We start from the raw sequence: 23,172 nt of genomic DNA, 5'->3' as shown, positions 1-23,172 counted from the left end.
AATCAATTTGAGTTGAAGTTTTACAAAAAAGTAAGTTGATACACTTAAGAATTGTCTACTTTCTTGACAGAGGTCCATTTTACATTTTGATAGCGATTATGCAGCCTTGTGAGGCTCATCAAAATGTATATTTGCATTTTGATTCTCATTGAACTTATAGATTTACCCTCATCAGACTACTAAGCTAGGCGTTGCTCGTCTCCGAGCTTGGCTGCAGGCGGCTGTCCAGCTTGCGGAACTGAACGAGCAGCAGCAGTGCAGCAAGACATAGCACACCGCCGGATACGTACGGCAGGTTGTCGCCAACCGTAAATAGAAACGTCCCGAACAACGGTCCAACAATACGGCCAAGACTGTCCATCGAGGAGCTTAATCCCGAGGCCACCCCTTGACCAACGGTCGTTTTCTGCGTAATGAGTGATGTTACACATGGACGGATCAACGCATTGCCGATGCCGAATACGGCAAGCGAGGCAGTTGCCCACCAGAGTGAATGTGCACCGAGCAGCATGAAAAAGCCGATCGCCGAAATGACGAGCCCGATACCGATATACTTCGGCTCGTCCCCTTTTTTAATACGGCGCCGCACGAAACCGCCCTGAACGAGCGCTCCGACAAAACCGCATACAAAAAACAACACGCCAACCTGCAGCGGCGTTACGTCAAACCGTTTCATGCCGAAGATTTGCAGCGTTGCCTCCAGACCCGCAAGCGTAAAGGTCACGAAAAACGCCAGTACGTACAAATACTTCAGCGAACCTGTAAAAGCGCTCCATCGCGACACGCGAGGCTCGGATGCCGATCTGCGCTGCTCAGGAGCAAGCGATTCTTTTAACTTTAAGTAAGCCAATACAAACGTAAAGAGCGCCAGGCCGGATGCGACATAAAACGGCGTTTCCAGCGAAATAATGCTGAGGAAGCCGCCAAAAGCGGGTCCGAATGTAAAGCCTGCGCCGATAGACATACCGACAAGAGCCATCCCTTTGGTGCGGTGTTCTTTAGGTGTAATATCCGCAACATAAGCAACAATAACGGAAGTGACAGCACCTGAGAATAAGCCGCCAAGCACGCGGGATAAATACATAAGCGGCAAGCTGCCTGACGCCAGTCCGAACAGGACGAAGCTAATCGCAAAACCGACAACGCCGGTTAGGATGATCGGACGTCTTCCGATACGGTCGGACAAGCCTCCCCAATAAGGAGAAAGCACGAATGATACGAGAGAATACACGGCAAGCATGTAGCCAGTATGCTTCTCAAAGCCCTGATGGGCAGTTTCCTTAATAATTTCAGGCATGACGGGAATGATGATCCCGAACCCAAGGAAGGTTGTCATTAGAATAGCCATTACAATTAGTAGTCGTTTGTCTCGCATAACCAATTCGCCTCCATTCGCTATCGTACCATAACGCGCTGCCGCTTAGTTATGAACAAATGAAGAACAAATAACGTGACCATCACGACACCGCTAAGCTGAAAAGGCATATGCGGGCCAAAGCTGTCCCACAGCCTCCCGGACATAATAGAGCCAAGCACCATTCCCGATCCTTCAATCGTCAGAAAAAATCCCCACACCGCCCCGCGCTCCGTCTTCGGAATTTGCTCGGCGATAAAAGCATTCCAGGCCGGTATAATGCAAGCGTAGCCGATGCCGACGATCGCCACAATGACGAGAACCGCTGGAAGATGTCTGGTCATCCCGAGCAACGGCAATGATACAGCGGCCAGCAGAAAGCCGATATGCAGCGGCCAGCGCGTGCCCCACCGGTCAACGGCTTTGCCGACGGGAATGAGACCCAGCGCCGTGACCGCCCCTCCAGCGACCAGAAAATAGCTGTATTGCTGGGGCGATAGATGAAGCACCGTACGCGCATAAAGCGACAGAATCGGCGTCAGCAGCCCGAGCGCGAAGTTTTGTGCGAACATTGCCGGATATAGCAGCCGGCTAACATTCAGGGATTGGCGAAGCCTATTGATATATTCGACAGCTCTAATATGTATCGGCTTAGCAGCCGCCGTCATCTGACCATCGGCGGTCTCCGATGCCTGTTCCATTGCCTTGGACTGTCTCCTCCCCGGAAGCAACAGCGTGACGATGACTGCGATCGTCATGGCCGCAATCAGAATCTGAAAAGCGCGCGTATACGTATGCGCAATAAAAAAATTGATTACGATCGGCCCGCTTCCAATTCCGATCAGCCAGGACATATAGACAACGCTCATGACAGTTCCGCTTGATTCTCCGCCCGCCGTTGCTCCTGTTATGACGCAAGGCCATAACGGCGAAGTGCCGACGCCAAGCAGCAGGCAGGCAAAGATCAGCCAGCCTGCATGATGCATAAAGGTGACGATTAATACGGAAACAAAGGTGAGGATGATGCCGAAAAGCATCGTCTGCCGATAGCCAACCCGTTCAATCAGCCAGCCAAGCGGACTACGGAATGCATTGTCTCCTATATATAGAAGCGCAAGCGACCAGCCTATTGCATAAGCAGACAGGCCAAGCACCGTCCCCATATATACGGGCAGGATCGATACGATCAACGCTCCTTTTACAAATTCTACAAGCAACATAATAATTAGCAGCTGAATGACAAATGGCGAGCTCCACACTGGGCTTTTGCGCTTCGCCGGCGCTTCGATTTGGTTCATAGCTTATACACTCCGATTCTAGAATCTAAAAATGCTGCTTGCATTCCGACTTGTTTTTGCTATACTCAATTTTGTTTGCACTTTTTCACGATACCGAAAGGCAGGGATTACAGCGATGGACCATAACCAAACCCCGCTCTTCAGCGCACTCCGCCGCCATGCGGAGCAGAACCCGGTACAGTTCCATATTCCGGGACATAAGAAAGGCCAAGGCAGCGATCCCGAATTTCGCGAGTTTATCGGCGACAACGCGTTGTCGATCGACTTGATCAATATAGCCCCGCTGGATGATTTGCATCAACCGACCGGCGTTATTGAAGAAGCCCAAAAGCTCGCAGCCGATGCTTTCGGCGCTGATTACACTTATTTTTCCGTACAAGGAACAAGCGGTGCCATTATTACGATGATTATGACGGTCTGTGCGCCAGGCGATAAAATTATCGTGCCGCGCAACGTGCATAAATCGATTATGGCTGCTATTATTTTCGCAGGTGCACGCCCTGTCTTCATCAGCCCTGCCCGAGATGCCAATCTAGGCATCGACCACGGCATTACGACGCGCTCGGTCAAACGTGCGCTGGACAGGCATCCCGATGCTAAAGCGGTATTGGTCATCAATCCGACTTACTTCGGCATTTGCGCCAACTTGAAAGAAATCGTCGATCTCGTTCATAGCTACGACATTCCCGTTCTCGTCGATGAAGCACATGGCGTGCTGATTCATTTCCACGAGAAGCTTCCAATGTCTGCGATGGAAGCAGGCGCCGATATGGCTGCTACCAGTGTTCATAAGCTAGGCGGCTCTATGACGCAAAGCTCTGTGCTGAACGTACGCAAAGGCCGCGTCAATCCGCACCGGATTCAGACGATTATCAGCATGCTGACGACAACTTCAACTTCATATTTGCTTCTTGCGTCACTCGATACATCGCGGCGCAATCTCGCCATTAACGGTCATAATATTGCTGAAAAAGCAATCAATCTGGCCCAATATGCGCGCGAGCAGATTAATATGATTCCAGGCCTGCACTGCTTCGGAGAAGAAATACTGGGCGGCGAAGCCACCTATGATTACGACCCTACGAAAGTGTCGGTTCATATCCGCCATCTTGGCCTAACAGGCTATGAGACGGAGAACTGGTTGCGTGAGCATTATAACCTCGAGATCGAAATGAGCGATATGTATAACATTCTTTGCCTAGTTACCCCTGGAGATACGTCCGATTCTGTCGATAAATTGATTGAATCGCTAAAAGGTTTGTCTGAAGCGTTCCATGAAGGCGCTGAAGCGCGTGAGCTGGTCGTTAAGATTCCGGACATTCCGCAGCTTTCGCTGACGCCTCGCGACGCTTTTTACGGGGAAACCGAAGTCGTGCCGTTCAAGGAATCGGCCGGACGTATTATTGCCGAGTTCATCTATGTGTACCCTCCGGGCATTCCGATTCTTCTGCCGGGAGAGGTCATCTCTCAAAACAACATCGACTATATTATCGATCATGTAGAGGTTGGCTTGCCGGTTAAGGGGCCAGAGGACCGCAGCATTCAATTTGTAAAAGTGATCGTGGAGGAAAACGCAATTTTCTAGTTTTCCTGAGAGAAAAGCAACGCCGGTTGCGCAGCCTGATTATCTATCAGGGCAGCGTAACCGGCGTTTTTCATTGGCACCGCAACGAACCAAATGCGCATCTGCAACAAATAAAATATATTTTTGCATTTTGATTGTTGAAGCTCCACAGTTCCACTTATTGTAAAAGGAAGCTGCCGCATGCTATGATGGGCTTGGAGGTGGGACGCATGGTTCAGAGCGCTTACATTAAGCTGGTGCAAGGATCCGCCGAAGGTGAACTGTCGCTAGCTCAATTAAAGGAGAAGCTGCTTCATTACCGCGATCAAACGACGCTGACCGGCCAGCAGCTGGACTGGGATTATGCCGAAGCAGCCTTCCCCTATACGATCGAGACGAAGCAGGATGACCGGTGGTTTTATTTGAAAGGCACTCATCCCTCTTACAAATACATTATCTTCGGGACAGACGAAGCTGGTACAACGATTCAAGCCGTGCTGCCTGAGCAATCCACCCATGGAGACAAAGCTAAGGCTAATGAATTATGCAAATACTTGGCGAAGCAGCTGCAGGCGGAGCTTCAGCTTTTCAACGGACGGACGATTTACTATAACCCCCGGAAATGAACAACATAAAAAAACCTGTCCTATAGGCCTATAGGAACAGGTTTTTCTTTTACCATGTTAAGTATTGAATGTTTCCCGATTACTCTTGGGATTCATTCTCCACGCGAGCGATTTCTTCGTAAATCGCCGTTACGCGATCCCACTCTGCATCATCTTCGATGCCGACCAGGAAAGTCTCTTCATTCTCTTCTTCAAAACGGAAAATAACGCCGTCCGCTTCCGGATCGTTGCGATCCAGCAAAACAGCATACGCTTTATCTTCCGATTCAAACGTATAGACCATAACCATTTCACGTTCTTGGCCTTCGTCGTCTGTTACTATGAACACATGCTCTTCGTGATCATGATCGTGATCGTGGTCATGTCCGCAGCCGCAGTTGTCTCCATGTTGATGCTCGCTCATTGCAGAATACCCCATTTCAATGATATATACATACTCTCGTATCGTACCATGAGACGGTAAAGCGGTCAAACCATGATCATGGCTGAAACCCTGAATTATAAGCCGAAAAAAGCCCCTATTCTCTATCGAGAATAAGGGCTAATCTTTCATGGAAACAGCCTGCTCACCAGCTTATTGGGAAGTAATCAGCTTCTCCGACACAACTGTCCACTCATCCGCCGCGCTCGTCTTCATATAGAAGCGGACAGCGTATTTTCCGGCGAATTCAAAATTATATTTGATATCCTCGGTCCGGTACCAGAAATTATCTTTCGTAATGTTGACTGATTGCGATTGAATGACTTTTTCCGTTCCGTTAGGATCGGTAATCGAAACTTTAACAGCGGACACTTCTGTCGTCAGATTGTCGATCTGGGACAACACGTTGAACGTATAACGATTGCCTTTGTCTACATTGCCGAATACGACTTTATCCTGGAACAGAATCATATGAACATTCGGTTTATACAGCGTTGCTTTCTTGGTCTGATTGTCCCAGCTGACAATCGCCTGCAATCCGTTCGCAATTTGCCGAAGCGGCAAATAGGTTTTGTTGTCCACAATCAGTCCGTTGTCGTCCAGCTCGCTGCCGTTTAATATAACGCGCACCTTCTGCGTCGCCGCATCCGCAAACATCAACGTTCCTCCACATAGCGTCAGCACGATAAGAAGGATAGCAATTTTACTGAATTTCATCGATGAAAACCCTCCATCCGGTTACTCTTTGGATGTAAGGTTATACTCGGCCTATAGATGAAAGTTGCGGTAAAAAAATCATATTTTTAACTTGAGTCTTAGGGTGGAAATCATTGCCGTTTCCGGCTGTCAAATGCTGTAGAATAAAGCGCTTGCCTGGGAAATCTTTCACTGCCCCCAGCCCTTAATTACCCGTATGTGCGGGTTAATACGCAAGGTACGCCTTTTCCCAGCGCCCCCGGCTCCTGCATTCTTTCCCAATACTTCATTCCTCGCGCGCATGGCGTTTTGCATACGCCGCAGGTGCCCGACAACACCAGCTTGTAATGGTATTGCTTTCTATCGCTTGCCGCCTTTTTCTTAATGACCTTTGCCTTCCCTTTGCTCATTCTAATTTCCGCCCCTTCCACCGTTATGCTGATGCATTATATGTGGATCGGGCGAAATGTGTATCTTCGTTTGTCAGTTTGCGCAACATTTGATAAAGTGGTGAAATAACAATTGGAGGAGTTAACCATGAATATTACGATGCTCGGAACAGGGAGCGCATTTGCCAAAAAATATGACAACAACAACGGCCTCATCGAGCTTGACGGTTACAAGCTTCTCGTCGACTGCGGCATTACGCTGCCTAGCTCCTTGCATGCAGCCGGACTTTCGTTCAACGACCTGGATGCCGTGCTGGTCAGCCATATCCATGCCGACCATGTAGGCGGCTTAGAGGAATATGCGTTTCAAATGATGTTTCTTTACGGTAAAAAGCCGGTGATGTATATCGCTGAAGGACTTGTCGATACGCTATGGGAGCAGACGCTTCGCGGCGGACTGACGCAAGAGCCGCTCAACGCGATGAGCGATTTCTTCGACGTAAGACCACTTAAGGATGGCGTCGATTACGAATTGCACCCTGGCCTTAATGTTCGCCTCATTCAAACCGATCACATAACGGGGAAACTGAGCTACTCTTTCCTATTTAATGACCGTTTCTTTTATTCGGCGGATATGAAGTTCAATGCAGCGCTTCTGCAGCGTCTGGTAGATGAGGGTGTTCAGACGATCTATCATGATTGCCAACTGCAATCGCCGGGCGTTGTTCACGCCTCGCTTCAGGAGCTCCTCTCGCTGCCGGATGACGTTCAATCCAAGGTCATGCTTATGCATTATGGAGATACGATGGAGGAATATATCGGCCGGACAGGACCTATGCAGTTCGTTAAGCAACGGCAATCCTATTCCATATAAATAAAAAAACAGCCGCCAGCGCTTAGTGTTACGCGCTGGCGGCTGTTCTATTTTTTTATCAACCACTTAGAAAGTAGGAAGCTGATCCAAATTGTTTGTCGGATCGCCATCCGCGTCTCCGCGAATATGCAGCTCTCCATCTCTTCCTTTAAAGGCATTCACGCCCGCAATATGCCCTTCCTGAACCTCTTGAAGCGCTGTAGCGTAATCAAGAATACGGCCTGACGACGTTTTGAACGACGTTAAATCGCCGTCTCCGTTTTTCTGAACAGCTACGATATGCTCGCGCTGCCCCTCGTCTGCTGGACTCATGCTTGCACTCTCCTTTTTATAGACAGCGTACATACGTTGATATGCTGCCCGAATTCAAACACTCCAGTAGCATGCCCAGCAGAGGGCTATTGTTATTCCTTTTTGAGGCATTCCGCAGGAAGCTTCCTTCTCCAGAGAAAGGTTTGATCATAACTGAATGAATCTTCAACGACAAACTTGAGAACACAAACGCTTACAGTAATGACAATACCAAACAAGCCAATTAACCATATGGCCAAATGGGCATACTCCGCCGCCAAACGAACGCCCTCCTCAAAGGTAGGTTTCCGCTGCATACTTGCCCTGCAAGCTGCAAGCCTGATTGGTATATGTATGCCTGCTTAAAGGCGACTATGCTCTCCTGCCCATAAAAATACCGGTAAAGTCTTCTCAATTTCCGAACATTATGATACAATTTGTATCAAATAAATAGATTGAGGATGAGAGTGATGAATAAAAACCGTATTGGGCAATTGGACGCCATGAGGGGCTTAGCAGCAATTGCTGTTATTTTCAGCCATTATTATTTAGTAGAGGTTAAGCCAGCCCTCTCCGACCTATTGTTTAAATTCTCGCCCCTTGGGTTTATAAAAAATGGGCACGGCGCTGTCATTCTGTTCTTCTTGCTCAGCGGCTTTGTGCTTATGCTGCCGTTTTTGAAAAACAGTGCCTTTTCCTACAGAACCTTTCTATTAAAAAGAATCTTGAGAATCTACGTTCCATTCTGGTTTGCGATGGTGTTCTCGATCCTCCTCAGCTCATGGCTGTCAACCGGAGGAATACCAGCGCTTAGCACTTGGTTTAATTCCTCTTGGAATGAGCCAACAACCGTAAAATCCGTAGTCGAAAATCTGCTTCTTATCGGAAATTATAATTCCAACTTATACAACAACGTGATCTGGTCATTGGTTCAGGAGATGAGAATTTCGATCATTTTCCCCTTGCTCGCCCTCATTATTATGAAATGGAATTGGAAAACGGTACTTGGGCTATGCCTGGCTCTTTCTGCAATTAGCGGCACCAAAAACATCTTCGGTTATGATCACAGCTATGGATTCCACACCGGCTTTGTAGATACCCTCCACTACGCCACCATATTTCTCATCGGCGGACTGCTGGCCAAGCATAGAGAGTTCATCGTTGGTCTTTTCGTAAAAAGCTCAAAAGCTTGGAAGTGGAGCCTGCTTGGTCTGGCGTACATTCTATTCACCTACTCGGAGCTCGCCATGGCGGTAGGGAACCGCATCGGATTACGCGACTACCAAGAAATACTCGATGACTACACAACAGCCGCCAGTTGCGTCATACTGATCGTCATCGCACTTGGTTCAGCCCGAGTGACAAAACTCCTCAGCGTCCGCATCATTGCCTTTTTCGGTGATATCTCCTATAGCCTGTACCTATACCACCTGCTCGTGCTGTTTAGCTTCATCTACTTGCTTTACGGCAAACTGCCGCTTGCAATAATATATGTGTTGGCTTTCATCTGGACTATACTTATAGCTGCGGCTTCCTATAACTATATCGAAGCGCCTGCTATCAAATGGGGCAAACGGATCGGTAAACGAAGCAACAAAGGGGCGCATCAACCATCTGAGCCAGTCGCAAAATTGAATTGAGGCTATAAATAATAAATCCCTTAAATTAATACTTGATTTCACATTTTATTTTGTGGTATTATATTAACTATCGCAGGACGGTAGCTCAGCGGGAGAGCACTACCTTGACAGGGTAGGGGTCATGGGTTCGATCCCCATCCGTCCTACCATAATAGACATTCAAAACCCTTGTGTAGCAAGGGTTTTTTCTTTTTTCAAGATTCTTCTCATTCGACTATAGATGGACAATAATTCGTTTTGCTATCATCAAATCCATAATAAAAGGTCATTTCCCAAAGACAATGGGCGACAAAACTATCGACTGTAATTGCATTTAATGATTTTCCATCGATGTAGTATCCCAGCCATTCAGTAAACTTGCTCGATGCAATAGAGTATCCAGTCCACTCATCATCTTTACCGCAAACGTCAAAACAAAGAGAAGCATCAATTTTCCTCCTCTTATCTCAATGTTTCAAATCATATATGAACAAAACACAAGCTATACAAAATAATAGGATAGATATGAATAAGCAAACTACGCCCATTAACGATGAATAATCTAACGACATCAATAAAAACTCCCCTACTGTACTCAATAAACAGATGAGCGGAAATAATTGAAGTAATCTTTTAACCATCGCTGCTTTGCCTTGTACAATGTCTCGTCTAATTAATAGATTCATTATAATCGAGATGAGGATGGGATAAGGTATAGCAAGGATAAGATAAAACAATCGATAACCGTCGTTTGAACTTACTCCTGCTACAAATACAAATAAATCTAAAAATAAATAAATAGCATATCCAATAGAGGTCATTACTAATAAATGAGAAATATACTTTAAAATATAATAATTAGTAATTTGCATTTTAAGCACCCCTTCCCCAAATAACCCACCCATTTACGAGTTGATTATACCATATGTTGGGATAATTACATTAAGAAAAATCATGTCGATAAATAATCCATTCTCCCGTTCAAATTCTGACAATTATTGTATCCTGCATCTGTTACAATAATCTCTATGCTGTCTCAACCATGTATAGGAGAGTGAAAAAATGAAAGTAATAGAGAACGAACATTTCAGCAATGAAACGATCGCGTTTGACGGATTCCATTTTATCGGCTGTACCTTTACGAACTGTGTCATCATCATTACGACTTTAAACTTCGATTTCAATAGATGCTCGTTCTACGATTCCGCACTTCACGTTAATCCGAAGCTGCCGGTCTTTGAAATATCGCACCGTCTGTCCCAATCCGCTTACGACAGCGACACGACCTGCTTCCGGGATGATTACAAATATCCAAGAACGACTGTAGAGCTGCCTGCCGCAACCTTGCACTAATCAAGCCGCATACCTTGAAAATCATTTTCAGCATCCGGTTATAACCCCGCTTCTATGGCAAAAATTAAACGGTAACAGCCCTATTCCAGGGACTTTGTTACCGTTTTTTATTTTTATTGACCTTACTGCAACATTGCAGCCGTCATCCCCGTCAAACTTTATGCTATAGCAAATTCTAGAAGAGATGAGATGATCCCATGAGAAAAAAACCGTTAATCGTAATAGCGTTAACGATGCTGCTCGTATTCTCTTTAAGTCAATCAGTATGGGCTTTCAGCGATACGAAAAACAATCCGAATGAAAGCAAGATCGAAGCGCTCCAGAAGAAAGGCATTATCGGCGGGGAAAAAGACGGCAAGTTCAATCCGAATGGCAAACTTACTTACGCTGCTGGCATTTCGATGATTGTAAAAGGTTTGGAACTGAACATTGATAACATCCGTTTTATTAAAGCGCCTAAGGTAACTGACCATTTCAAAAATCTCAAAGATGATGCTTGGTACTCTGATGCGGTCATTATCGCCCAATACAACGGACTCGATATTCCTGTCGATGTGAAGGCTGACGACGAAATGACTCGCGAGCAATTCGCGCATCACCTGTTTAAAGCGATTATGACGAAAGGCGATTTCGCCTTTATCGAACTGTACCAAGTGTTGAATGATGAGAAAAGCGTCAATGCCGATTACATGGACAGCATTCAAAAGCTGCTCAATCTTAAAATCGCCAGCCTGGATGCAAAACAAAACTTCCACCCAAAAACAGCAATTACACGCGGAGAAGCGGCTGCATGGCTTTATGATGGCATACAATTCGTGCAAAACACACCTCCAGTAACAGATCCGAAGCCACACGTGGATTACAAGCTGACGACTGAGAAAGTCAATGCCGACATCGCAAAAGTGACGATCAGCGCACAGCTTCCTCACCCTGGCTATGGACTGAAGATCGTCTCCATCTCCTTTGACGGAGATCAAGCGGTTATTCATGTCGAAGTAACTGATCCTGATCCGGATAAAATGTATCCGCAAGTCGTAACGGAAGCGAAAGTGTCGACTTACATTGATGCGAAGCTGAAGCCCGTTCTGTTCACACCGGATCAACCGGTTGATGGTTCCACAGGGTTCCCTATCGATGAGGGCGCTGCAAGCGGTTCGACCGGCTTCCCTATCTCCTAATAAACAGCAACAAAGCGCCGCTCCTCCTATTATAGGAAGAGCGGCGCTTTTTATTTTCATATAATTAGTCAATCGTCCAGTCGACTTCATCGCTGCCGATAGCGCGTAGGTATTCATTAGCTCTAGAGAACGGCTTGCTGCCGAAAAACCCTTTTCTAGCGGCTAAAGGACTCGGATGAACGGTAGCGATCACGGGATGTTTGTCCGTATTAATGAATGATGCCTTGTCCTGCGCATGCTTCCCCCATAATAGGAAGACGACCGGCCGTTCCCGCTCATTCAGCAAAGCGATGATCCGATCCGTAAAATGCTCCCAGCCCGCTCTCTTATGAGAGTTTGGCAGCCCCTCTTCAACCGATAGGACGGTATTGAGCAGCAGAACGCCCTGCTTGGCCCAGGAGAGCAGCGAGCCATGCGATGGAATCGGACAACCGATATCATCATGCAGCTCCTTATAGATGTTGCGTAGAGACGGAGGGATTGCCACTCCCGGCTTAACGGAAAAGCTTAGTCCCTGTGCTTGTCCTTCACCGTGATAAGGATCTTGGCCGAGAATGACGACCTTCGTCTCAGCAAGCGATGTATATTGCAATGCCGTAAACAGCTCGGAGCGTTCTGGATAAACATTAGCTAATGCATAACGCTCATTCAAAAATGCCTCTAGCTTCTTATAATAAGGCTGTTCCTGTTCGTTCTTCAGCAGTTCTGCCCAATCATTGTTCAATTCCATGCTGCCTGCCTCCTATTTCCTCCCGAAATCGGCTCTGATTTCTCCCCACTCTTCCGTGTTCCACTTCACAACCTGATTGCTATACGTATTCGAACGGAGCCAATCCAGCGCCCAGTCGGCAAGCTCCCAGATCCGTTTGGTCGAGTCATCGCGCGTAAGCGACGAAGCGATCTTCTTGTTGCGCAGCCATGCCAATGCTGTTCTGGAGTCGCTGTAGATCGTTTTGCTGCTGCCTTGCTTCTTCAAATAGTCCAGCGCATGAACGACGGCGATGAATTCGCCGAGGTTGTTCGTTCCATTCGGAATAGGACCCACATAGAACAAAATATCGCCCGTCTGTGTATCGACGCCTTTATATTCCACTGGACCCGGATTGCCCCGTGTGCCTACGTCTACCGAGATACTGTCATAATCGATCTCCAGAGCGGCACGAGGGAGCGGTGTGGTGCTTTTACTTGCTGCAGTCGCATACGGCTTCCCTTTGGCTGATGACGCACCGCTGCTGCCCGACTTGCTTGCTGAGCCGCCTTTTCCCCAATAGCCCTTCCAGCCCTCTTTGAACGCCTGATCGGCGAGCGCCTTGGACTCGAACGACTTATATTTTGCGTCAGGAAAACCGTTGATCTGTTCTTGGCATTCCTTCCATGTTGCATATACGCCAGTGCTTTTCCCTACCCAAACGACATAATATTTGCTTGCTGCCATTATTTCACACCCCTTATTTGCGGCAATAAAAATCCTCCTTCAATGCTCGCCCTGAAGGAGGATATCATTCTTCGTTATGTACCCTTGATCTGTCCCTATTATAGCAGACGGGAGAGGGCAGTTCCAGCTATGAAAAGCTTTCTTTATTGATAATGACTGATGTCCCCGTGCAATACAACCTTAGGCACATTGTCTGTAATATCAATCCGGGAAAGGCTAGTGGGATGAATCTCCGGCGGGCTCCAAAGCTGTGTCATTTCCTTGCCTTCGAAATAAACCATTAGCATCTTAATAATAACGGTATGCGTAACAATAAGTATGGATTGCCCCGCATGATTCTCTAGAATATCTTGCAGTTTATGAATGACTCTAGCTTGCATCTGTGCATACGTCTCACTATTCTCAATTCCGAACTTGTCAGGGTTGTTCCAGAAATGATCCCATTGCTCCGGATATTCCGTCTGAACTTCCGATTGCAGACGTCCTTCCCAAATCCCAAACCCCATCTCTATGAAAGCTTCCGTGGTTTCGAGAGGGATATCTCTATCACCTCGTACAAGCTGGGCCGTTTGCAGTGCTCTCGGACTCGAGCTTGCATATATGACATCTATAGGAACAGCATCCATTGCACTTCTCAACCATTCGGCTTGCTGCTTGCCAAGCTCGGTTAATGGAGAATCTTTGAAACCTTGCATGCGGTGAACGACATTCCATTCCGTCTCTCCGTGACGAGCCAAGTATAATTTAGTGTCCATGTAAGAAGCCTCCATCTGCGCAATATTTGACACATTCATTATACCTTAAAAAAGGAACCTGGAATAACCGCCATCCTCTACGCCTTGAATTCCTTCTATATCCAGCAGCCTTCTGTATAAATTTTGATGTTATTATAGCATGAGGAGGAGAGATTTACCGTTCACTTTCTTGACAAAGGTCCACAAGAGGAAGTAGTATGCTTAGAGCTAATAGGAAAGAACGAGAACCTTTTCAAGAACTGCAATTAGCATCTAAATCAACAAATAGATAGAATAAATACAGCGTTTTATCACGATAAATACATAGCCGGAAGACGACCAGATATATCATCAAAGTGATTTTTACAGAATGTTTTAAAGAAAGGAATTTTATGTTGAAACTCAAAGGATTTTATCCCAATAAACGTATCCTTATTTTTATACTTATTTCCTTTATCATACTCAGCATTTTAACCAGTTCAAAGATATTAGTATCCTATTACTCAACTGAACAATCAGCACGAATTGCTCTTGCGAAGCAATATATCGCCATTGCTGAAAATATTGCTAATGGTATAGACAAAGAAACTTATCAGCAATTTTTATTAACCCCAACTGAAGATGACGAAAATTATAGAAAAACAAAACGATATCTAGAAGAATATCGAAGCCGTATTAACGCGTTATACGTTTACGTTTTATTTTTGGATGAAAGTGAAGTCACCAAAACAATGGTAGCAGCAGTGCCAAGTATCGTACATGAAATACCTATTGGCGCACCCTGTACGGTTCCTGCTGCTCAAGTTTCTCAAGCAAAGAAGGGTCAGAATTACTTTACAAGTATTATTAAAGGAGATCACAATGACTCCTATTTCTCAGTTGGCGTCCCGTTTTACGATGAACATGGTGAGATATTAGGTGTTATCGGAATTGATATTGATGCAAAAGACTTAGAGCAAGTCAGCCTTCAAGTCATAAAAAGCAACGAAATCACTTTTGCCATTGATATCTTATTTGCAATTGCTCTTATCACGGTCGTTTTCTTTTTAAATAAATGGTATAGACTTCGTTTAAAGCAGGACTTAAAAGATTCAGAGAAAATATTTATTTTAGAGCTTGGAAACATTGTAGCTACCTTAAAATCAAGCAGGCACGACTTAATGAATCATTTGCAGGTTCTGAACGGTTTAATGCAATTGAAGCTGTATGATAAAACAAGTGACTATTTAAAACAAATTACAATGGATTCAAAAGCAATGGATTTATCCTTACGAGTAAAGAATCCCATTCTAATGGTTCTGCTCCAAAGCAAATGGGAGCTGGCTCAATCCAAAAATATACGGATTCAATTTGATATAGACCAAAGTGATTTTAATCGAATTGAGTCCATGGATTTGGTGAAGATCATCTCCAACCTTTTAGATAATGCGATTGAGGCTTCTGATATATACGAGGGTTCACAGTCTAAAATAATTCGAGTAATCTGCAAAGCAATTGGTTCGAAGTATACATTTGCGATTGAAAATCCTGCACTGCTTTCTGTAAAGGAGCAAAAGAATTTATTCCAAGTTGGATACACAACTAAGGAAAATGGTGACGGATTACGGGGCAACGGATTATCGATTATAAAAAGAACGGTTGAAAAATATCAAGGTGATATCACTCTCCATTATGAGGAAGAAATCATTTTAATCCAGATTACGATTTAACAAAAACCTCCTGCGACAACTGATCTAGTCAGATATGTCGAAGGAGGTTTTTTAATCGCACTCGAATCTTGCACGACTGTCACTTTATTTCACTTTCTCTAATACCTCTTATTATAGAAAAAGAACGAAAGGCTCCAGCCCCCTATTTGAATAAATAGAAGAGTACCTAGCGCGGCCGGAACAGAAAACTTCACGCCTAATGCATATAAAATAAATATAGAATAGATTGATGCTAATGTAATCATCCAGGAACTGCTATGCGATTTTGCCACAATAGCTTTTAAGCGTTCATCGATTCCTCTGTTTTTAGCTGCTTTTTTAATCCCCCGCCATACACCAAGGGCCCCAAAAAAAACACCGACAAGTATTCCTGCCAAGCCGACAAGCTGATCCGTACTCATGACTACTCACTTCCTTCCTCAAATATAAACACATCTTCAATTGTGCAACGAAATGCTTTAGCGATCTTATAGGCTAGTTCCAATGATGGATTGTAACGCCCGCTTTCGATGGAGATGATCGTTTGCCGAGAAACGCCAACCTGCTCGGACAAATTTTCCTGCGTCCATCCATTTGCAGCCCTTAGCTCCTTCAATCGATGCTTCATGCTATCCCTGCCCTTCATGTAAAGCAACCTTTACGTAAAGGATACTTTACACTCGTATATAATGTCAAGTGGCCTTTACTTTTTTCGCCCGGAGTAATATCTTTTTGAAATCACAAAGTTAACACGGTATAGTGAATATAAAAAATCCCGCTTCATCATATACGTACAATTGTACGAATAATGATGAAGCGGGATTTTTCACTAATAAGCGCTGAGCCTTCTCAATAACTTGTTAGAAGCATATTTTTATTCTGCATAACAAACGAAAAAACCTCCTTCGGGCTACCTGATCTAGTCAGATACGTCAAAGGAGGTTTTATCAATCCTGTCTATTTAATTAAACAAACAAGACTATGTTTTTACTACAAGTATGTACATCGTAAAAAACCAATAAGTGCAAGGTTTTTTATAGTATGCCGAGGACGGGAATCGAACCCGTACGGTGGTCACCCACCGCAGGATTTTAAGTCCTGTGCGTCTGCCAGTTCCGCCACCCCGGCATGGTTGATGTTTCAAATGGTGGGCCCTGAGGGACTCGAACCCCCGACCAATCGGTTATGAGCCGACCGCTCTAACCAACTGAGCTAAGGGCCCTCGTAAAATGTCCGTGCGACATTTATTCGAAAGGTTGGTTGCGGGGGTAGGATTTGAACCTACGACCTTCGGGTTATGAGCCCGACGAGCTACCGAGCTGCTCCACCCCGCGACAGTTCCATTTGGTAAAACATCGTAATGGCGACATCAATTAATATACAATATACGCTACTCCATAGTCAAGCATTTTTTTCTCTGCTGAGGAAAATAAATGAACAACGCCATTTTTGAAGCTTTACGGAAGAAACCGGACACCGTATCTTCCCTTGCGTGAACGGAACACTTCGATCTCCCTCGGACAATCGTAGCCGTATACCCACCAGTCATTTTCCATCCTTCGAACGAGGACGCCCGCCTGAAATTTCGTCTCGTACAGCCTAACCCAATATATCCATCTCACTGTCGTATCCCTCCTTGACTTATAGAGTACCCTAATTTAGCAGAATATAAAGATGCTCCCACGGAGCGAAAAGGAGCTGATGATCATGCAATTCGGCATTGCTGTATTTCCGTCGAAAGAGGTTCAGGATTTCGCCAATGACTGGCGTATTCGCCATGATCCAAAATACAACGCTATACCGCCTCATCTGACCATCCGGGACAAGGGAGACCTGTCTAACGAGCGATTGAAGGAAGCCGTAGCACATTTGGACGCGGTCGCTTCCACTTTATCGCCCTTCACCATTCGGTTTAATCGGGTGTCCACCTTTTTTCCCGTCAGCAATGTGCTTTATTTGGCACTGGAGGACCCATTACCCGTTCAACAGCTTCAGCAGGCGATATGCAGCGGACCGCTAGCCATACCCGCTCCTAACTTCGTATACACGCCGCATGTTACGATTGGGCAGCAGATGGATCCAGACGAGCTGCATGACCTATATGGCAACCTTCGTATGTCTGACGTGAGTCTGGAATCTGTCATAGACCGGGTACATCTGCTTCATGCGACGGAGAACGGCTTCTGGACCGCTTATCAGTCGTTCCAGTTCCGCGGCTGAACCTTCAGACCTAACAAAACGAGCAACGCGCACAGGACGTTTAGACGTCCCGTACGCGTTGCTCGTATTAATTCAATCTATTGAGCTGAAAATGAGATCAGCCCCCGGATGCTGCTTTTAAGGCTTCTTCTTCATTAAGAGGCTTCACATCGATCGTGCCGCCTCCGTCAGTGACGCCGCCATTCGGATTGTTCTTCATTTTCTCCAGGATAGCATTACCCTTCGTTTCCCATTCCTGCAAGGCTTCTTTGACCGTCTTATCGCCTTTGATGACTTGCTGGAACAAATCATAGCCAGGTTGTTGCGCTTCCCACAGGTTTGGTTTTGTACGCCACAACGCTTCGGCATCGGTGGAAGTCGGAGGAACCGGCTTCAACGTCGTGAAGGCGTTAATGTTATAGCTTGCGCCGTTTTTCGGCTTAATGAACTCTTTACGCGATACCAGCTCGGATGTGCTGCGGGCTTTCAACTCAGCCCATTCTTTGCTGTTCGTGAATTCGATAAATTTCCAAGCGTCATCCGGATTTTGCGCGTTTTGGTTAATCCCCATCAGTTGGCTGTAGTAGATGTTGCCGCCGATGCCCGGTTTTGTCGCATGTGTAGGTGGTGTAACGACATCCCATTCAAACGTTTCAAAGCCTTTGATTTTCGATGCGTTGTTCATCGTATTGTTGATTTCGTTAATATAACCGTAATCCCCTACGGTCATTGCCACTTTGCCGCCCAGGAACATATCGCCGGAGACAGGATTATACCCTCCTCTATCATCACCCGACATTAGTTTTTCGTTGATTTTTTGCATATCCTCTTGCGTCGGTGAAAGCTTCTCTTTGTACAGACCTGCAATCGTCGTCCATACCATTTCCCAGTCACTGGAGTTTACAAGCATTTTCTCGCCTTTGTCATCCCACATTTTCAGCTGCAGCGCAGCGCCGAAGTTTTGGGCATCATAGAAGCCGTCGCCACCCCAGCGGCTGATCGACAAACCGTATTTGCGGTCCACACCATTGCCGTTAGCTACCAGACGGGCTTTCGCAATGACATCATCCCATGTCATGTTGTCTGTTGGAGGCTCAACGCCAGCGTCCGCAAAGATTTTCTTATTATAATAAAGTGCAGAAGATGAGAAGGTTGGCGTCAACGCATACAGATTATCGTCGCCCGCTGCTTTAATGCCGTCGATAACAGTCGGAACGTAGTCGCTCAAATCGAATTTAGCTTTCTGAATGAGCGGATCAAGCTGCTTAAGCAGGTTATCCTGCGTCAATCTGCGCAGCATGCTGTAGTCAATGACAACAACGTCTACCGGGTTTTTGCCGGTAAGCATTTCTTTCATCTTCTCATAAGGATCCGGCTGGTTGTTCGTTCCATCCGGATTAGGTGTTTCGTAACGTTGATCGTTCCAGTCAATCGCATTAACGATTTCGAATTCGATGTTTTTATGCGTCATTTCATACATATCGGTATATTGCTGACGGAAATATTGATCATTGTCTCCGCTTCCGTACAGTACACCAATTCGAAGTACGCGTTTATCCGCTTCGCTATTCCCTCCGCTTCCGCTGCATGCTGACAGAAGAGCGATTACCATCGTTAGCGCCATGATGATAGATCCCCATTTTCTAACCGCTTTCCCCTTGTTCATATTGTCCTATCCCCCCAGTGATTTAGGCGGCGTAATAATGATACGCTCACCGTCAAATTCCATTGTTGCTTTGTCTTTGATCTCAAGTGCTGTCAAATATTCTTTCGGTACCTGCAATCGGCCTACGCGGTCGACGACGACATAAGCCTCGTGTACGGCTTGCAGTCCTGTACCCGTATGCTCTTCCTCACCTCCACCCGAAGTCATATTCGGATTCCGCTTAATGAATTCGGTACTTGTAAGCCCGTCGCGAATCGCCACGACCCGGTCCACTTTACCGGCTAGCGACAGATCATGGGTTACGATGACAATCGTAATGCCCATCTCGCGGTTCAGCCTGCGGAAAATGCCCATGATCAAATCAGAGGTAGCCGTGTCGACGGAGCCGGTCGGCTCATCGGCAAGCAGCATTTTCGGACGATTGGACAAGGATATCGCAATGGCAACCCGCTGCTGCTCACCGCCGGAGAGCTGATGCAGCTTGTTGTGCATCCGTTCCTTCAGACCAACCCATTCCAGCAGCTGCTTTGCGTAAGGACGGTCTACTTTGCCTGAGAGCATCATCGGCATCTCCACATTTTCCAAAGCCGTCAAGTACGGCAATAGATTACGGGCATTGTTCTGCCAAATGAAGCCGACGGTTTCCCTCTTGTACTTCACAAGCTCTTCATCCGTAATTTTCAGCAAATCCCACGGTCCTACACGTACGGAACCAGCGGAAGGGTGGTCAAGACCACCCAATATGTTCAGGAGAGTTGATTTGCCGCTTCCGCTGTTGCCGATAATGGCCATCAGCTCTCCGTCTTCCACCTTCAAGTTCAAGCCTTGCAGAGCGACGACCTCAAGATCGTCCGACTTGTAAATTTTGACGAGACCTTCGCAATCGATCATAGTTGATTACCGCTCCTCTCCCATTTTGACCGCTTGATGCACACGCAGCCTGCGGATGTGCAGGAAAAGCAGCATGGCGCCCGTCAGCATCATAAATCCGACGACGGCGTAAAGCTGGTTCGTATCCTTCGAGTCGAAAATAACCCGGAACGGAGGAACGGTATCCGCTACATTCTCCGCAGTCTGCAGAAACGGCAGGAACAGTAAACTTGTTACTTTGCCGATTACAACGCCAAGTCCGATAGACAGCCCCGCCGTGAACAGCTGCTCCAATAGCAGCATGCCGGTCAATTGCTTGCGGGACAGCCCCATCGCCCGCAGTACGCCGAATTGAACGACGCGGCCGGATAGATTAAAGAACCAGTAAAGCACATAACCCATCAGCGTGACGATGACCGAAACGAGGAATCCAAGCGACAGGATGCCGAATACGCCCCCGCGGGTTGGATGTTTCGATTGAACCGTCAGCTCGGTTCGAACGTCCTTCACGGACGCCAGTTCCAAGCCTGCCTTCTGCAGCGCTGTGATGATCGGAGCAACCTTCGCATCCGGCTTCATCTTCAGCCAAACCTCATAAGGCATAATCGGAAGCTGATCATAAATATAGTCCAAATTCGTGATGACAAACGGCGACTGATCCGGGTACTGACTCGGCCAGTACGGCAAAATGCCTACGATGACAAAATCAAGCTTGCCTTCCGCAAAGCCTACAGAAATCGGATCGCCCGGCTTCAGCTGATATTTCTCGGCCACCTTGGAAGGAATAAGTGCTGCTTGCTCATACTTGCCTAAAAAATTCAAATAGTTATAAGGATGTGTCGGAAACAGATCATTGCGGAACCAGGCCACTTTAGCAAAATCGACATTGTCGATGCCCATAACTGTTCCTTGGCCGATCGAACGGCCGGATACGACAACATTGCCTTTCGTCTGGAGAACGCGGGCTGCTGCCTCAACGCCTTCCAGCTTGCGGAATAATTCAAACGGCGGCTCTGTGTACAACATTTTGCTTGGCGGGGTTTGACCGCCACCGCCACCGCCGCCACCTGGACCGCCTCCGCCATTGCCTCCGCCGCCTTGGCCTCCACCATTGCCACCGCCTCCGCCATTGTTGCCGCTAGGTTGCTTAAATTCAGGTGTACCGTACCAAGACGTTTGGATAATGACATCTGAGCCGTATTTGTAAAGCGTGCGTTCCGTAGAGTTCAGATCGATCGTACGCGCAGCCGACGCATTGTACACGCCAAGACCTAACGTCAAGATCAGCAAAATCATCAACGGATAGTAACCTTTGGATGAACGGGACAGCTGCGTCAGTGTCAGATAAAGCGGCACCGGCAAAAACTTTCGTCCCAGCCAATTAAAGAGCTTAAGCAGCCACGGAAACAGCCTTAAGCAAAACAATCCGAATGCGAATATGGCAAGCGCCGGCACGAAAAAGAGAAACGGCTGCACATTCAGTTGGTCGGTTGTCATCCCGGTCTGGAACGTCAGCATTTGACGCTGATTGAATAGATACCAGCCGTAACCAGCTGCACCCATCAGCAAGACATCCAGGAACCAGCGCTGCCAGAACGGGCTGCGGTCCGAACGGGCCAAGTCCCGCTTATAGCTGACGATCGACGATCTTGCATAAAAGACAGCCGGAATAACTGTGGACAGGATTGCCAGCAGTACAGCTGCGCCGCCTGCAATGATCGCCTCTGTCGAGAAACCGACCGGTATCGATTTCCGGTTGACGAATGACAGGAAGCCATTCGCCGAACCGATGCTTTTGGCCATGTACCAGCCCAGCATTGGACCTATCACCATGGCTACGCCGCCTAAAAGAAGGCCCTCCAGCAGATAGATCCATATAATCTGCCTCGTCCCCGCGCCCCGGCTTCGCAGCACGGCGATATCGCTCCGCTGCTTGTCGAGCGATTGGCGCGCATTCATCGCGATGAAGTAGAATACCATCGCTATCATTGGCGCTGCCAGCGTGAACAGCAGCGTTTGCAGTTGCAGGCTTTGCTTTTTGAATTCATTGAGCGTATCGGCGAAAGAAATCTCGACTCTCGTTTCCTTAAGCTTTTGATAGAGCTCAATATTCAGCCTCTCCAGCGTACGTCCAAGCGGCGAGAGTTGACTCGTCTTCACATTGGACAGGTCGAAAGCGTAATACCAGCTAGCATTGTGAAGCGGAACGCCCGCTTTCTCAAACAAGGATTTAGTCATCGCTTGCTCGCTAATTTGGAACGTACTCATCAGACCTTCAAGACCTTGATACCAGAACGGATCGGACTCGTTCAAAGGCTTAATCGCCCCGACGATTTTGACGCGAAGCGTCAAGTTCAGCCCGCCGTATACCGGATATTCAAACACATCGCCGACATGGACGTCGTTGCGGAACATCGCTTCCTCGAACATGACCGTCTCAATCAGTCCATCAGAGGGAGCATCGACAAACCAGCGTCCTTGAGCCAATTCGACTTTATCCTTGAGGCCCGACATCGACATCATCGTCAGCTGTCTGCTTCGGCTTGCATCTACCTTATTAGGGTCCTCGGGAATGACATCCGCGCTTCGAATGGAATACGTGCGAACGGCGGTATCATAAGGAAACCCAATTTTCCCTGGTACTTCTTCAGTTATGAAAGAGCTGACATCCGTTAAGGCAGCCAGATCCGTCTTCCCGCCCTGAGACTGATACCGCATCAGCAGCGAGCCTGCTGGAAGACCTGTGCTCTTCTGTTGGAGCGACTGGGCGACTACCCGTTTCAAGGCGCCGTCCGCGTACATCGGAATACTCGTTGCAAACGCAACAGCCATCGTCAAACCCGCTAGCGTGCTGATTGTAAGCCAGCGGGTATTCCACATTTTACGAAATAGAAACCGGAATAAGGGTATTCCCATT

25 protein-coding genes and 4 tRNA genes are annotated in these 23,172 nt (G+C 46.9%); 9 read left to right on the top strand and 20 right to left on the bottom strand.

Going from position 1 to position 23,172, the window contains the following annotated elements; all coding sequences use genetic code 11:
- Nucleotides 1-184 precede the first annotated feature (184 nt).
- Both IEX98_RS28190 and IEX98_RS28185 read right to left on the bottom strand, forming a co-directional pair.
- Nucleotides 185-1,375: an MFS transporter gene (locus tag IEX98_RS28190; RefSeq protein WP_188893019.1), complete on the bottom strand. Its 1,191-nt coding sequence runs from the start codon at nucleotides 1,373-1,375 to the stop codon at nucleotides 185-187.
- 20 nt (nucleotides 1,376-1,395) lie between these two features.
- On the bottom strand, nucleotides 1,396-2,652 hold the full coding sequence (locus tag IEX98_RS28185; protein WP_188893018.1) for an MFS transporter: 1,257 nt from the start codon (nucleotides 2,650-2,652) through the stop codon (nucleotides 1,396-1,398).
- 115 nt (nucleotides 2,653-2,767) lie between these two features.
- On the opposite strand from IEX98_RS28185, the gene IEX98_RS28180 reads away from it, so the two are divergent.
- Nucleotides 2,768-4,237, top strand: coding sequence for an aminotransferase class I/II-fold pyridoxal phosphate-dependent enzyme (locus IEX98_RS28180; RefSeq protein WP_188893017.1), 1,470 nt, complete (start codon nucleotides 2,768-2,770; stop codon nucleotides 4,235-4,237).
- Between the two features lie 209 nt (nucleotides 4,238-4,446).
- Entirely contained in the window at nucleotides 4,447-4,842 is a 396-nt protein-coding gene (locus tag IEX98_RS28175; protein ID WP_188893016.1) for a DUF1885 family protein, read from the top strand.
- Between the two features lie 79 nt (nucleotides 4,843-4,921).
- Here the strand turns inward: IEX98_RS28175 and IEX98_RS28170 are convergent, their stop codons facing one another.
- The 3 genes from IEX98_RS28170 to IEX98_RS28160 form a co-directional block, all read right to left on the bottom strand.
- Nucleotides 4,922-5,245 carry a DUF1292 domain-containing protein gene (locus tag IEX98_RS28170; protein ID WP_188893015.1) on the bottom strand — a complete coding sequence of 108 codons (324 nt, stop codon included), beginning with the start codon at nucleotides 5,243-5,245 and terminating at the stop codon, nucleotides 4,922-4,924.
- Nucleotides 5,246-5,416: 171 nt separating this feature from the next.
- A complete protein-coding gene (locus IEX98_RS28165) occupies nucleotides 5,417-5,980 on the bottom strand; it encodes a stalk domain-containing protein (RefSeq protein ID WP_188893014.1) in 564 nt (187 codons plus the stop codon).
- 188 nt (nucleotides 5,981-6,168) lie between these two features.
- A complete protein-coding gene (locus tag IEX98_RS28160; protein ID WP_188893013.1) occupies nucleotides 6,169-6,369 on the bottom strand; it encodes a hypothetical protein in 201 nt (66 codons plus the stop codon).
- A gap of 127 nt (nucleotides 6,370-6,496) precedes the next feature.
- Between IEX98_RS28160 and IEX98_RS28155 the strand changes: the two genes are divergently transcribed.
- Complete coding sequence (locus IEX98_RS28155; protein WP_188893012.1) at nucleotides 6,497-7,222, top strand: MBL fold metallo-hydrolase; 726 nt, start codon at nucleotides 6,497-6,499, stop codon at nucleotides 7,220-7,222.
- A gap of 66 nt (nucleotides 7,223-7,288) precedes the next feature.
- On the opposite strand, the gene IEX98_RS28150 is transcribed toward IEX98_RS28155, so the two are convergent.
- Nucleotides 7,289-7,534, bottom strand: coding sequence for a DUF3892 domain-containing protein (locus IEX98_RS28150; protein WP_188893011.1), 246 nt, complete (start codon nucleotides 7,532-7,534; stop codon nucleotides 7,289-7,291).
- A gap of 92 nt (nucleotides 7,535-7,626) precedes the next feature.
- The gene (locus IEX98_RS28145) at nucleotides 7,627-7,794 is read right to left on the bottom strand and encodes a hypothetical protein (RefSeq protein ID WP_188893010.1); all 168 of its coding nucleotides are present in this window, start codon (nucleotides 7,792-7,794) and stop codon (nucleotides 7,627-7,629) included.
- Between the two features lie 189 nt (nucleotides 7,795-7,983).
- Here IEX98_RS28145 and IEX98_RS28140 point away from each other — a divergent pair, with 189 nt between their 5' ends.
- Both IEX98_RS28140 and IEX98_RS28135 read left to right on the top strand, forming a co-directional pair.
- On the top strand, nucleotides 7,984-9,153 hold the full coding sequence (locus IEX98_RS28140; protein ID WP_188893009.1) for an acyltransferase family protein: 1,170 nt from the start codon (nucleotides 7,984-7,986) through the stop codon (nucleotides 9,151-9,153).
- Between the two features lie 74 nt (nucleotides 9,154-9,227).
- Nucleotides 9,228-9,302, top strand: a tRNA-Val gene (locus IEX98_RS28135).
- 57 nt (nucleotides 9,303-9,359) lie between these two features.
- On the opposite strand, the gene IEX98_RS29595 is transcribed toward IEX98_RS28135, so the two are convergent.
- The gene (locus IEX98_RS29595; protein WP_374705392.1) at nucleotides 9,360-9,584 is read right to left on the bottom strand and encodes a DUF6557 family protein; all 225 of its coding nucleotides are present in this window, start codon (nucleotides 9,582-9,584) and stop codon (nucleotides 9,360-9,362) included.
- 610 nt (nucleotides 9,585-10,194) lie between these two features.
- Between IEX98_RS29595 and IEX98_RS28130 the strand changes: the two genes are divergently transcribed.
- Complete coding sequence (locus IEX98_RS28130; protein ID WP_188893008.1) at nucleotides 10,195-10,485, top strand: hypothetical protein; 291 nt, start codon at nucleotides 10,195-10,197, stop codon at nucleotides 10,483-10,485.
- A gap of 197 nt (nucleotides 10,486-10,682) precedes the next feature.
- Nucleotides 10,683-11,663: an S-layer homology domain-containing protein gene (locus IEX98_RS28125; protein WP_188893007.1), complete on the top strand. Its 981-nt coding sequence runs from the start codon at nucleotides 10,683-10,685 to the stop codon at nucleotides 11,661-11,663.
- A gap of 64 nt (nucleotides 11,664-11,727) precedes the next feature.
- Here IEX98_RS28125 and IEX98_RS28120 read toward each other — a convergent pair whose 3' ends face one another.
- From IEX98_RS28120 to IEX98_RS28110, 3 genes are all read right to left on the bottom strand, one after another.
- Nucleotides 11,728-12,393: a uracil-DNA glycosylase gene (locus tag IEX98_RS28120; RefSeq protein WP_188893006.1), complete on the bottom strand. Its 666-nt coding sequence runs from the start codon at nucleotides 12,391-12,393 to the stop codon at nucleotides 11,728-11,730.
- A 12-nt stretch (nucleotides 12,394-12,405) separates the two neighbouring features.
- Nucleotides 12,406-13,098, bottom strand: coding sequence for a ribonuclease H (rnhA, locus tag IEX98_RS28115; protein WP_188893005.1), 693 nt, complete (start codon nucleotides 13,096-13,098; stop codon nucleotides 12,406-12,408).
- Nucleotides 13,099-13,241: 143 nt separating this feature from the next.
- Complete coding sequence (locus tag IEX98_RS28110) at nucleotides 13,242-13,853, bottom strand: histidine phosphatase family protein (protein WP_188893004.1); 612 nt, start codon at nucleotides 13,851-13,853, stop codon at nucleotides 13,242-13,244.
- Between the two features lie 371 nt (nucleotides 13,854-14,224).
- On the opposite strand from IEX98_RS28110, the gene IEX98_RS28105 reads away from it, so the two are divergent.
- Nucleotides 14,225-15,541 (top strand): GHKL domain-containing protein, encoded by a 1,317-nt coding sequence (locus IEX98_RS28105; RefSeq protein ID WP_188893003.1) that lies wholly within the window; start codon nucleotides 14,225-14,227, stop codon nucleotides 15,539-15,541.
- 98 nt (nucleotides 15,542-15,639) lie between these two features.
- Here IEX98_RS28105 and IEX98_RS28100 read toward each other — a convergent pair whose 3' ends face one another.
- The 6 genes from IEX98_RS28100 to IEX98_RS28075 form a co-directional block, all read right to left on the bottom strand.
- Nucleotides 15,640-15,942, bottom strand: a complete 303-nt coding sequence (locus IEX98_RS28100) for a hypothetical protein (RefSeq protein ID WP_188893002.1) — start codon at nucleotides 15,940-15,942, stop codon at nucleotides 15,640-15,642.
- 2 nt (nucleotides 15,943-15,944) lie between these two features.
- The gene (locus IEX98_RS28095; protein ID WP_188893001.1) at nucleotides 15,945-16,148 is read right to left on the bottom strand and encodes a helix-turn-helix transcriptional regulator; all 204 of its coding nucleotides are present in this window, start codon (nucleotides 16,146-16,148) and stop codon (nucleotides 15,945-15,947) included.
- A gap of 414 nt (nucleotides 16,149-16,562) precedes the next feature.
- Nucleotides 16,563-16,648, bottom strand: a tRNA-Leu gene (locus IEX98_RS28090).
- A gap of 17 nt (nucleotides 16,649-16,665) precedes the next feature.
- Nucleotides 16,666-16,742, bottom strand: a tRNA-Ile gene (locus IEX98_RS28085).
- A gap of 35 nt (nucleotides 16,743-16,777) precedes the next feature.
- Nucleotides 16,778-16,854: transfer RNA gene (locus tag IEX98_RS28080), tRNA-Met, on the bottom strand.
- A 123-nt stretch (nucleotides 16,855-16,977) separates the two neighbouring features.
- Nucleotides 16,978-17,142 (bottom strand): hypothetical protein, encoded by a 165-nt coding sequence (locus IEX98_RS28075; protein WP_188893000.1) that lies wholly within the window; start codon nucleotides 17,140-17,142, stop codon nucleotides 16,978-16,980.
- Nucleotides 17,143-17,227: 85 nt separating this feature from the next.
- Between IEX98_RS28075 and IEX98_RS28070 the strand changes: the two genes are divergently transcribed.
- On the top strand, nucleotides 17,228-17,740 hold the full coding sequence (locus tag IEX98_RS28070; protein ID WP_188892999.1) for a 2'-5' RNA ligase family protein: 513 nt from the start codon (nucleotides 17,228-17,230) through the stop codon (nucleotides 17,738-17,740).
- Nucleotides 17,741-17,837: 97 nt separating this feature from the next.
- Here the strand turns inward: IEX98_RS28070 and IEX98_RS28065 are convergent, their stop codons facing one another.
- From IEX98_RS28065 to IEX98_RS28055, 3 genes are read right to left on the bottom strand one after another with little or no spacing between them, the layout of a single operon-like run.
- Entirely contained in the window at nucleotides 17,838-19,385 is a 1,548-nt protein-coding gene (locus IEX98_RS28065; protein ID WP_188892998.1) for an ABC transporter substrate-binding protein, read from the bottom strand.
- Nucleotides 19,386-19,391: 6 nt separating this feature from the next.
- Nucleotides 19,392-20,276 carry an ABC transporter ATP-binding protein gene (locus IEX98_RS28060; RefSeq protein ID WP_188892997.1) on the bottom strand — a complete coding sequence of 295 codons (885 nt, stop codon included), beginning with the start codon at nucleotides 20,274-20,276 and terminating at the stop codon, nucleotides 19,392-19,394.
- A 6-nt stretch (nucleotides 20,277-20,282) separates the two neighbouring features.
- Nucleotides 20,283-23,171: an FtsX-like permease family protein gene (locus IEX98_RS28055; protein ID WP_188892996.1), complete on the bottom strand. Its 2,889-nt coding sequence runs from the start codon at nucleotides 23,169-23,171 to the stop codon at nucleotides 20,283-20,285.
- Nucleotide 23,172 lies beyond the last annotated feature (1 nt).

This window comes from Paenibacillus radicis (ex Gao et al. 2016) (genome assembly GCF_014641555.1).
In the GTDB taxonomy this organism is placed as follows: Bacteria; Bacillota; Bacilli; order Paenibacillales; family Paenibacillaceae; genus Pristimantibacillus; species Pristimantibacillus radicis.
Note: the sequence above shows the minus strand (reverse complement) of the source record. Positions and strands in the feature narration are given on the sequence as shown.